Genomic DNA, 9,783 nt, shown 5'->3' on the forward strand with positions numbered 1-9,783 from the left:
TGAAGGAAACGCGGGGAGAAAGCAGGCGCCGCACGGGCCGCCCGCGGAAATCAGTCGAGGCGGAAGCGCTGCACCAGCCGCGCGAGCGCCTGGGCCTGCTGCTGCAAGGCCTCGGTGGCCGCGCTGGATTGCTCCACCAGCGCGGCGTTCTGCTGCAGGCCCTGGTCCATCACCTGGATGGCGGCGCCGGTGGCGGCGATGTCCTGCTGCTGGCGCTGGCTGGCCGATGCGATGGCCTCCACGCGGGCGCTGACCTCGCCGACCTGCCCCACGACGCGGCCCATGGTCTGGCCGGCCTCGCCGGCCAGCGCGGCACCGGCGCGTATGGGATCGGCGGTGGCGTCGATCAGCTGGCGGATCTGCTTTGCCGCGCCGGACGAACGCTGCGCCAGCTCGCGCACCTCGCTCGCGACAACCGCGAAGCCGCGGCCCTGCTCGCCCGCGCGCGCGGCCTCGACGGCGGCGTTCAGCGCCAGGATGTTGGTCTGGAACGCGATGCTGTCGATCAACGCGACGATGTCGGCGATGCGGCCCGCTGCCTGCTCGATGGCGGCCATCTGAGTGACGACGCGGCCCACGGTGTCGCCGCAGGCACGCGTCACATCGGCCGCCCCCCGGGCCAGCGCGTCGGCCTCAGCGGCATGGCGAGCGTTGCCCTCCACGGCTTCGGTCAGCGCCGCCATCGTCGCGGCGGTCTGCTGGATGGCGGCGGCCTGCTGCTCGGTGCGGCCCGACAGGTCCGCATGGCCCACGGCCATCTGGCCCGACGCGCTGACGATCTGCTCGGTGCCAGCGCGCACCTCGCGCACGATGAGCTGCAGGCCCTGGTTCATGTCGGCCAGCATCGCCAGCAGGCGCGCGGTCTCCTGGCGGCCGCCGGCGGCAATGTGCTGGCTGAGATCACCCGCGGCGACGCGCTGCGCGATGCCGACGGCCTGGTCCAGCGGGGCCGAGATGGCCTGCACCAGCCGCCAACCGGCAACGCCGCACAGCAGCAGCCCGGCCGCGACGGCGGCCAGCGACACGACCAGCACGACGCGGTGATGCGCCTGCGAAGCCTCATAGTCCTCGGCCGCCAGGCGCTGCTGCAGGCTGACCAGCTCGTCCAGCGTGGCACGCGCGGGACCGAAGCGCGGCAGCAGGTTCTGCCCGTACAGCTCGGTCGCGCCCGGCACGTTGAACGCGCGCAGCGCCTCCATCGCCGGCGCCACGCCCTGCTTCAGCAACTCGTCGCGCTGCGCCTCGAAGCGCCGGGCCGGTTCGTCGAAGCGCGCGTCCTGCGGGCTGGCGCGCAAGGCCAGCCAGTCGGCGTCGCCACGCTGCAGCACGAGATCCAACGCCTGCATGTCGCGCTCCAGCTCCAGCGGGCTGACGATGGCCGACACGACGCCCGCGCGACTCTGGTCCAGCGCGGCGCTGACGCGCGACAACTGCTCCATCGGCCGCAGCCGTGCTTGCACCATGTTGCGCAGGTCCTCGTTGGCGCCGTGCAGGCTGTGCAGGCCCAGACCGCCCAGCGCAGCCAGCAGCAGCGCGAGCGCCGCCATCGTCGAGATCAGCAGGGCCCGCAGGGACAGCGTGGAGGCGAAGAGCTTCATTCGGACGTCATTCAGAAATTCGGCCGCTGGCGCGGTAGATGCCCAGCGACGTGTAGCGGGACGCGCTGCGGCTGCCGGGGTTGAGGCGCAACTGGAAGTCGCCCAGGTCCAGGTGGATGCCGCGCTCTGCGGCCTGGCGCAGCGCGGCGCCGTTGGCGTCGGGGCTGGCCAGCTTCAGCGCCTCGACGGCGAAGCGCAGGTTCAGGCAACCCTCCAGGCCCAGCAGCGACAGCGGCTGGCCGGTGGGCTGCATGGCGGTCTGGTACTCGCGGCTCGCACGGCGACCGGGGCTCCAGGGGTTGGGATAGACCAGCGAGGTCATGATGCCGGCGACCTGCTCACCCAGCTTGTCGGTCAGCAGCCGCCCGCCGACGACACTGAGCACCGCCACGCGCGCGCTCGTGCCTGCCGACGCGCGGTAGGCCTGGATGAACTCGGGCGCCTGCGCGCCGGCCGCGATCAGCAGCACCGCGTGCGGCTCGGCGGCCCGGGCCTGCTGCACGGCGCGGGCCAGCGCGTCGGTGCCTTGACCCAGCACGATGGGCTCGGGCTGCGACGGCATGGCGGCCATGGCGCTGGCGAGCCCGGCACGGCCGAAGGCGTTGTCCTGGTAGACCAGCGCCAGGCGTGTCATGCCTATGGTGGGCAGCAGCCGCGCGAAGCCCTGGAACTCGTCGGCATAGCTGGCCTTGGTGTGGAAGATCCAGCGCTGGCCGGGCTTGTCCTCGCGCAGCTGCGCTGCGCCGCTGGACACGCCGAACACGGGCGTCTTCAGCTCGTCCAGCACGGGAGCCAGCGCCAGCAGGCTGCCGGTGCCGACGAGGTTGACGAAGGCCACGGCGCCACGCCTGTGCAGTTCGCGGGCATTGGCCTGCGTGCGGGTAGGGTCGTAGGCATCGTCCAGGTAATCGATGCGGACGGGCCGGCCGCGCACGCCGCCCGCCGCGTTGATCCGCGCCAGGCAGGCATCCGCGCCCTTGCGGTACTCCTGGCCGTACTCGGCGAACGCGCCGCTGAACGGCGCACTGGTGCCCAGCAGGATGGGCGCCTGTGCCCGCGCCAGCAAGGTGGCGAACAGCAGCAGCAATGCGAGGGCGATGCGTGGCATGGCTGCTGCTGCGATGGCTCAGGCGGCGCGGCCGCCGAGATAGAGCTCGCGCACCTGCGGGTCGTCCATCAAGTCAGCGGCCGCGCCGGTCAGCGCGACGCGACCCATGGACAGCACATAGGCGCGGTCGGAGATGCGCAGCGCCTCCATCGCGTTCTGCTCCACCATCAGGATGCAGACGCCCTCCTTGTCGCGGATCTTCACGATGGCTTCGAACACCTCGCCCAGCATCTTGGGCGACAGGCCGGCGGACGGCTCGTCCAGCAGCAGCATGCGCGGGCGCGGCATCAGCGCACGGGCCAGCGCCAGGATCTGGCGTTCGCCGCCGGACATGGACGCGGCGGGGTCGTTGAACTTGCGCTTGAGCACCGGGTAGTGCGCGCACAGCTCGTCCATGCGCTCGCGCACCTGCCTGTCGGCGAGGTGGTGGCCGCCGACCTGCAGGTTCTCGCGGATGGTCAGCGACGTGAAGACGTTCTCCGTCTGCGGCACGAAGCCCAGCCCCGTGCGCTGGATCTTGCGGTGCACCGGCATGACCGATACGTCCTGGCCTTCCAGCAGCACGCGGCCACTGCGCGGCGTGAGGAAGCCGGCGATGGTCTTCAGCAACGTGCTCTTGCCGCAGCCGTTGGGGCCCAGAAGCGTGACGATCTCGGCGTGGCCGGCGCGCACGCTCATGCCGCGCAGGATGTCGACCTCCGGCGTGTAGCCGGCGATGGCGTCTTCAACGACGATCATGTCCCGGGCGCTCATGCCGCCTCCTTGTGCTTGTTGCCACCGCCCAGATAGGCCTGCAGCACGCGTTCGTTCTGCGCCAGCTCGGCCGGTGCGCAGCTGGCCACGATGTGGCCGCGATCCAGCACCACGCAGCGGGTGCACAACTCGCGAATGAAATGCATGTCGTGCTCGACGACCACCAGCGTCATGCCCTGTTCGTTCAGCCGCTTCAGCGCGCTGACGATGTCGTTGCGCAGGTTGGGATGCACGCCGGCCGTGGGCTCGTCCAGCATCAGCAGGCGTGGCTCGCCCATCAGCGCGCAGACGATGCCCAGCAGCTTCTTCTGGCCGCCGGACAGCGCCGACGCGGGCAGGTCGCGCACCTTGGTCAGCAGCAGTTCGTCCAGAAGCGCGGTGGCCTTGGCGCGCGCGGCGGCCTCGGCGTCGCGCGCGGCGCGGCTGTTCAGCAGCGTGCCCCAGAAGCCGTGCTGCTTCGTGGCGGCCGCCATCGCCACCTCGATGACGGACATCTTGGTGGGCATGGACGGCAGCTGGAACGTGCGGCCGACGCCCTCGTCGGACACGATGCGGTGGGCCGGCAGCGCGCCAATGGACTTGCCCTGCAGCAAGACCTGGCCCGCATCGATGGCCTCGAAGCCGGTGATGGTGTTGAGCAGCGTGCTCTTGCCCGAGCCGTTAGGCCCCAGCAGGCCGACGATCTCGCCAGGCTGCACGTCGAAGCTGACGTCCTGCAGCACTTTGTTGCCGCCGAAGGCCTTGGCCAGCGAGCGCACCTGGAGAATGGGTTGGTGTGTGCTCGTCGTCATGGGATCTTGCGCAGTTGTTCTTTGACCAGGCCCTCGCTGCGCCACATCAGGCAGGCGAGCAGGATCAGGCCGATCAGCCCCAGGCGCAGCGCGCCGGAGACGTCGGAGTCGAGGTGGAACGCGTCCTTCGCGAACGGCACCGCCGCGTAAGCCGCCTGCACGAGACCCACGCCCACCAGCACGCCCGAGGCGTTGCCGATGCCACCGATCATCAGCATGGTCCACAGCACGAAGGTCTCGGACGCGAGCAGGTAGTCGGGGCCGACGAAGCTCATGTAGTGCGCATACAGCGAGCCGGCGATGGCCGTCAGCGCCGCGCCGGCCAGGATGGCGCGCGTCTTCAGCGACTTCAGGTCGTAGCCCATGCAGCGGGCCAGCGCTGGCTCCTCGCGCATCAGGCGCAGCGCGCGGCCGAAGCGGCCATCGGCGATGCGCGTGCAGGCCCACGCGGCCAGCGCCAGCAGCGCGAGCACGACGAGCAGGAAACCGATGGCATCCCACGGCCGCGGCCAGTGCTCGAACAGCGACGGGATGGCGCTGATGCCCTGCGCGCCGTTGGTCAGCCAGCCCTCGTTGGTGGCGACGGTGCGCAGGATCTCGGCGATGGCCAGCGTGGCGATGCCCCAGTAGTCGGACGCCAACTGGCGGCCCAGCCGTGCGATGCACCAGCCGAGGCCGCAGGCCAGCGTGATACCCAGCGCCGCACCCGCGGCGGGCGGGTAGCCCGCCTGGATGGCGATGCCGGTGGCATAGGCGCCCAGGCCCGCGAACGCGATGTGGCCGAAGTTCAGCAACCCGGCGCAACCGGCCTGCAGGTTCAGGCCCAACGCCATCAGGCCGTAGATGCCGGCGATGGTGAAGGAGGAGACGAGGAAATCAAACACGGCGCACCTCCCGGTCAAACAAGCCGTAGGGCTTGAAGAGGAGTGCCAGCAGCAGCATCAGGAAGGACGCGGCACCGATGTACGACACCGGCATGAAGACCATCGCGTTCTGGCCGCCCAGCAGCTGCAGCAGCGGGCCGAAGTTGATGTTGGTGACGGCCGTCTCGGTCAGCGCGATCAGCACCGCGCCGGCCACCGCGCCCATCGGGTTGCCCAGCCCGCCCAGGATGGCGGCGGCGAACACCGGCAGCAGCATGTCGTGGCCCAGGTTGATGTGGGCGCCGCTGGACAGCGCCAGCATGGAGCCGCCCAGCGCCGCCAGCGCGCCGCTGGCGAAGTTGACGCCACGCGTCAGGCCCTCGGCATTCAGCCCCGAGGCCGCGGCCAGCGGCGCGTTGCTCGACAGCGCCCGCAGCGCGCGGCCCATGCGCGTGTAGAACAGCAGGCCGCAAAAGGCCGCCAGCACGGCGAGGCTGACGCCCAGCGTCGTCGCCTGCAGCGGCGTCAGCATCGCGCCGCCGAACTGCCAGGGTGCGCTAACCGGCAGGTTGAACATGCGCGGGAACGAGCCGGCGAAGCCCTGCATGACGGCCACGACCAGCATGGACACGGCCAGCGAACCGATCATCGTGATGGCGGGACCCGACTTGAGTAGGCGGCGGAAGACGAGCAGGTGCAGGAGCAGCGTCAGCGCGCCTGTCAGCACGCAGGCCACGGCGATGGCGGCCACCAGCGGCAGACCGGCGGCGCGCAGCGCGAAGCTAAGGTAGGCGCCGAGCATCGCGTACTGGACGTGCGCGATGTTCGGAAACTTGACGAGGCCGTAGACCATGCTCAGCCCCAGCGCGACGAGCGCCAGGTCCGAAGCACGCAACAGCGTGTCGATGAGAAATTGAAGCATTGGGGAACTGCAGGGGCGGCCTGACCCAGCCCGCACGGCCAAGACCGTGCGGGTGGGGGGCTCTAGGAGTAATCAGTGCGGGAGCGAGGAGATCAGCGGGGGACGACCTTGCCGTCGTACTTCAGCTTGGCGTACGGCGGGTCGATACGCTGGCGGTCGGCGTCGAACGCGATGGGGCCGGTGACGCCCACGTAGCCGCCCTTGCCCAGTTCCTTCAGCGCGGCCTGGATGGCGGCCGGCTCGGTGGACTTGGCCTTGTTGATGGCCGCGGCGGTCAGCATGACGGCGTCGTACGCATAGCCCGTGTACGAGGTCTTGGTGCCTTCCTTGTACTTGGCGTTGAACGCGGCCTGGTAGGCCTTGCCGGCGTCGCCGTAGACGTTGCCGACCTCCATACCCAGTTGGCCCTTGGCGATGTCTGCCGGCGTGTCGGACAGGCTCATGCTCAGCAGGATCGCGTACCAGGGCCTGGCGCGCAGTCCCAGCTCCATGGCCTCGCGGTTCAGCACCGCGGACTCCTGGCCGTAGGCCGTGTAGATGTAGGCATCGGGCTCGGCGCGCGACATCTGCTGCAGCTCGCGGCGGTAGGTGCTCTGGCCCTGCGTGTAGAGCAGTTCGCTGACGATCTGGCCGCCCAGCTTGGTGAACTCCTCGCGGAAGCCGTGGGCCACGCCCTGGCCGTAGGCGTTGTTGGGCGCCATCATGGCCACCTTGCGGTAGCCCAGCGCCCACGCATCGGCGGCCGAGAACTTGTTGCCCAGGTTCTCCAGGCCGATGAGGTTGAACGAGGTGGCGCCCAGATCGCGGATCTTGATGCTGGTGCTGGCGATGTTGATGTGGGTCACACCTTCCTTCACCAGGTACTGGGCCGTCGGCAGCGTGATGCCGGAGCTGTACTCGCCGATGACCACCGGCACCTTGTCGACGCTGACGAGCTTGCGCGCGGCGTTCAGCGCCGTCGTCGCGTTGCCGCCCGAGTCTTCGATGATGACGTTGAACTTCTTGCCCAGCACGCCGCCGGACGCGTTGACCTTCTCGGCCGCCAGCACGACGGCGCGCCGCACGTCTTCACCGACGGTGGCGTTGGAGCCGGTGAGCGACAGCACGGCGCCCATGTTGATGGTGTCCTGCGCGTGAGCAGGCAGGACGGCGGCCAACAACAGGCCGGAAGCGAACAGGCGTCGAGAGGTCATAGCGAATCTCCAGGTTGGGGTGGGAAGCGGATCGGGTTCAGGCCGAAGCCATGTGCGGATAGCGGTGGTCGGTGGGCGGCACCAGCGTTTCCTTGACGGTGCGCGGCGACACCCAGCGCAGCAGGTTCAGCGCGGAGCCGGCCTTGTCGTTGGTACCGCTGCGGCGTGCGCCGCCGAAGGGCTGCTGGCCGACGACGGCGCCGGTGGGCTTGTCGTTCACGTAGAAGTTGCCGGCCGCGTTGCGCAACCCGGCATCGGCCTCGGCCAGCGCCGCGCGGTCCTGCGCGAAGACGGCGCCGGTCAGCGCGTAGGCCGTGCTGGTGTCCACGGTCTTCAGCAGCTCGGGCCACGTCGCGTCGGCGTACACATGCACGGCCAGCACGGGGCCGAACAGCTCGTCGGTCATCAGCGCATGCGTGGGGTCCGCCACCTCGACCAGCGTCGGCGGCACGAAGTAGCCCACGCGGTCGTCGGGGTTGGCGGCGGTCAGCACCTGCGCGCCGCTGTCGTCGCGCGCGGCGGCGATGGCACGCGACAGGCGCGTGAACGCGCGGCGGTCGATGACGGCGCCCATGAAGTTGCCGAAGTCGGTCACATCACCCATGCGCAGCGTGGCGATCAGGTCCAGCAGCTGCGCCTTCACGAGCGGCCACAGCGACGCCGGGATGTAGGCGCGCGACGCGGCACTGCACTTCTGGCCCTGGTACTCGTAGGCGCCGCGCAGCAGCGCGACGCACAGCGCATCGACGTCAGCCGACGCATGTGCGACGACAAAGTCCTTGCCGCCGGTCTCGCCCACCAGGCGCGGGTAGGCGCGGTAGGTCGGCAGGTTCTGCGCCGTCTGCAGCCACAGCTGGTCGAACACGGCCGTGGAGCCGGTGAAGTGGATGCCCGCCAGGTGCGGGCAGGCCAGCAGCTCGGCGCTGATGGCCTGCGCGTCGCCGGGCAGGAAGTTGATGACGCCCGGCGGCAGGCCGGCCTCGTGCAGCAACTCCATGAACAGGTAGTTGGATAGTGACGCCGTGGCCGACGGCTTCCAGATCACCGTGTTGCCCATCAGCGCCGGTGCGATGGCCAGGTTGCCGCCGATGGCCGTGAAGTTGAACGGCGTGACGGCGTAGACAAAGCCTTCCAGCGGCCGGTGGTCGGTGCTGTTGCGCACGCCCACCGACGACAGCGGCTGCTGCGCGGCGATCTCCTGCGCGAACTGCACGTTGAAGCGCAGGAAGTCGATCAGCTCGCAGGCCGAGTCGATCTCGGCCTGCACGGCCGTCTTGCTCTGGCCCAGCATGGTCGCGGCGTTCAGCCGCTGGCGCCACGGGCCGGCCAGCAGTTCGGCGGCCTTCAGGAAGATGCGGCTGCGCGCTTCCAGCGGCCAGCTGGCCCAGTCGGCCGCGGCGGCCTGCGATGCGGCAATGGCCGCCTGCGCCTCGGCTTGGCCGGCCTGCGCCGTGCGCGCCAGCACGTACGCATGGTCGTGCGGGCAGACCACGTCGGCCTGGGTGGAGGTCATCACCGCACGGCCGGCGATGACCAGCGGCACGTCCACCGTGCGCTCGCCCTGCGTGCGCAGTTCGGTAGCCAGCGCGGCGCGCTCGGCGCTGCCAGGGGCATAGCCCAGCACCGGTTCGTTGTGCGCGGCATAGCGGGGCTGCCCCCATTGGGTGCGAGCGGGTGTGGCGGATGCGCCGGCTTCTTGAATCCTGTTCATCACCTTATGAATACATTCAAATACTGATTGGATCCAATCTTATACATGGAGGATCCTGTTGGACAATGGGCTTTACCCGCAGGCAGCCTTCGTGGCGATGCGGTGGCGCCACACAGAACAAATCGCCCGACGAGACAAGACATGCCCGCCATGAAGGAAGCCAAGGCCCTGCACCAGGACATCCGCGATCAGCTGCGGGAGGACATCCTGAGCGGCGCGCTGCCTGCCGGCACGCCGCTGCGCCAGGACGCGCTGGCCGAGCGCTTCAACGCCAGCCGCATTCCCGTGCGCGAGGCGCTGCGCCAGCTGGAAGCCGAGGGCCTGATCGCGCACCAGCTCAACCGCGGCGCCGTCGTGGCTGGCATGAGCGTGGAAGACATCTGCGAGCTGCTGGACATCCGCGTCGCGCTGGAATGCCATGCCGCGAGGCTGGCCGTGCCCAACATGGTGGAGCGCGATTTCCAGGCGATGGAGGCCATCCTGGCCGCCTATTCAGAAGCGCAGACCATCCCGGAATGGGCCGAGCACAACCGGCGCTTCCACCTGGCGCTGTCGGCGCCGGCGAACAACAAGCGGCTGGTGCGGCTGATCGAGGAGTTCTGCCTGAACACCGACCGCTACACGCACGCCGCCATGTCTCGCGCCACCGGCAAGGACAAGCCGCAGGAAGACCACTTCCGCATCGTCGAGGCCGCCCGTGCACGCGATGCCGATCAGGTTGCCGCGCTATTGGAAGTGCACATCCTCGACACCAAGAAGGAACTGATGGCCAGCGCACGCAGCGGCGCCATCGGCGGCCTGGTGCGCAACAGCGGCTTCATGCAGGCGACGTTCTAAGGCAGGC

General features: G+C 69.7%; 9 protein-coding genes. 1 reads left to right on the forward strand and 8 read right to left on the reverse strand.

Annotated elements, in window-relative coordinates; all coding sequences use genetic code 11:
* Positions 1-50: 50 nt before the first annotated feature.
* From J2X21_RS13905 to pruA, 8 genes are all read right to left on the reverse strand, one after another.
* A complete protein-coding gene (locus J2X21_RS13905) occupies positions 51-1,598 on the reverse strand; it encodes a methyl-accepting chemotaxis protein (protein ID WP_310329547.1) in 1,548 nt (515 codons plus the stop codon).
* Between the two features lie 7 nt (positions 1,599-1,605).
* On the reverse strand, positions 1,606-2,706 hold the full coding sequence (locus J2X21_RS13910) for an ABC transporter substrate-binding protein (protein WP_310329549.1): 1,101 nt from the start codon (positions 2,704-2,706) through the stop codon (positions 1,606-1,608).
* A gap of 18 nt (positions 2,707-2,724) precedes the next feature.
* Complete coding sequence (locus J2X21_RS13915; RefSeq protein WP_310330058.1) at positions 2,725-3,444, reverse strand: ABC transporter ATP-binding protein; 720 nt, start codon at positions 3,442-3,444, stop codon at positions 2,725-2,727.
* Positions 3,445-3,455: 11 nt separating this feature from the next.
* A complete protein-coding gene (locus tag J2X21_RS13920; RefSeq protein WP_310329551.1) occupies positions 3,456-4,250 on the reverse strand; it encodes an ABC transporter ATP-binding protein in 795 nt (264 codons plus the stop codon).
* Positions 4,247-5,134 (reverse strand): branched-chain amino acid ABC transporter permease, encoded by an 888-nt coding sequence (locus J2X21_RS13925; RefSeq protein WP_310329555.1) that lies wholly within the window; start codon positions 5,132-5,134, stop codon positions 4,247-4,249. Before J2X21_RS13925 ends, J2X21_RS13920 begins: the two co-directional genes overlap by 4 nt.
* Positions 5,127-6,035 carry a branched-chain amino acid ABC transporter permease gene (locus J2X21_RS13930; protein ID WP_310329556.1) on the reverse strand — a complete coding sequence of 303 codons (909 nt, stop codon included), beginning with the start codon at positions 6,033-6,035 and terminating at the stop codon, positions 5,127-5,129. The genes J2X21_RS13925 and J2X21_RS13930 overlap by 8 nt, the downstream gene beginning before the upstream one ends.
* A 92-nt stretch (positions 6,036-6,127) precedes the next feature.
* Positions 6,128-7,228: an ABC transporter substrate-binding protein gene (locus J2X21_RS13935; RefSeq protein ID WP_310329558.1), complete on the reverse strand. Its 1,101-nt coding sequence runs from the start codon at positions 7,226-7,228 to the stop codon at positions 6,128-6,130.
* A gap of 37 nt (positions 7,229-7,265) precedes the next feature.
* On the reverse strand, positions 7,266-8,939 hold the full coding sequence (gene pruA / locus J2X21_RS13940) for an L-glutamate gamma-semialdehyde dehydrogenase (protein ID WP_310329561.1): 1,674 nt from the start codon (positions 8,937-8,939) through the stop codon (positions 7,266-7,268).
* A 141-nt stretch (positions 8,940-9,080) separates the two neighbouring features.
* On the opposite strand from pruA, the gene J2X21_RS13945 reads away from it, so the two are divergent.
* Positions 9,081-9,776, forward strand: a complete 696-nt coding sequence (locus J2X21_RS13945) for a GntR family transcriptional regulator (protein WP_310329564.1) — start codon at positions 9,081-9,083, stop codon at positions 9,774-9,776.
* Positions 9,777-9,783: the final 7 nt, after the last annotated feature.

The sequence above is a fragment of the Roseateles asaccharophilus genome, from assembly GCF_031458115.1.
Taxonomy (GTDB): Bacteria; Pseudomonadota; Gammaproteobacteria; order Burkholderiales; family Burkholderiaceae_C; genus Pelomonas; species Pelomonas asaccharophilus_A.

What these genes read in the sequence shown, in the direction of transcription:
- J2X21_RS13920 (WP_310329551.1), bottom strand. Translation starts at nt 4,250, where the DNA reads ATGACGACGAGCACACACCAACCCATTCTCCAGGTGCGCTCGCTGGCC.
- J2X21_RS13905 (WP_310329547.1), bottom strand. Translation starts at nt 1,598, where the DNA reads ATGAAGCTCTTCGCCTCCACGCTGTCCCTGCGGGCCCTGCTGATCTCG.
- J2X21_RS13935 (WP_310329558.1), bottom strand. Translation starts at nt 7,228, where the DNA reads ATGACCTCTCGACGCCTGTTCGCTTCCGGCCTGTTGTTGGCCGCCGTC.
- J2X21_RS13930 (WP_310329556.1), bottom strand. Translation starts at nt 6,035, where the DNA reads ATGCTTCAATTTCTCATCGACACGCTGTTGCGTGCTTCGGACCTGGCG.
- J2X21_RS13915 (WP_310330058.1), bottom strand. Translation starts at nt 3,444, where the DNA reads ATGATCGTCGTTGAAGACGCCATCGCCGGCTACACGCCGGAGGTCGAC.
- pruA (WP_310329561.1), bottom strand. Translation starts at nt 8,939, where the DNA reads ATGAACAGGATTCAAGAAGCCGGCGCATCCGCCACACCCGCTCGCACC.
- J2X21_RS13910 (WP_310329549.1), bottom strand. Translation starts at nt 2,706, where the DNA reads ATGCCACGCATCGCCCTCGCATTGCTGCTGCTGTTCGCCACCTTGCTG.
- J2X21_RS13945 (WP_310329564.1), top strand. Translation starts at nt 9,081, where the DNA reads ATGCCCGCCATGAAGGAAGCCAAGGCCCTGCACCAGGACATCCGCGAT.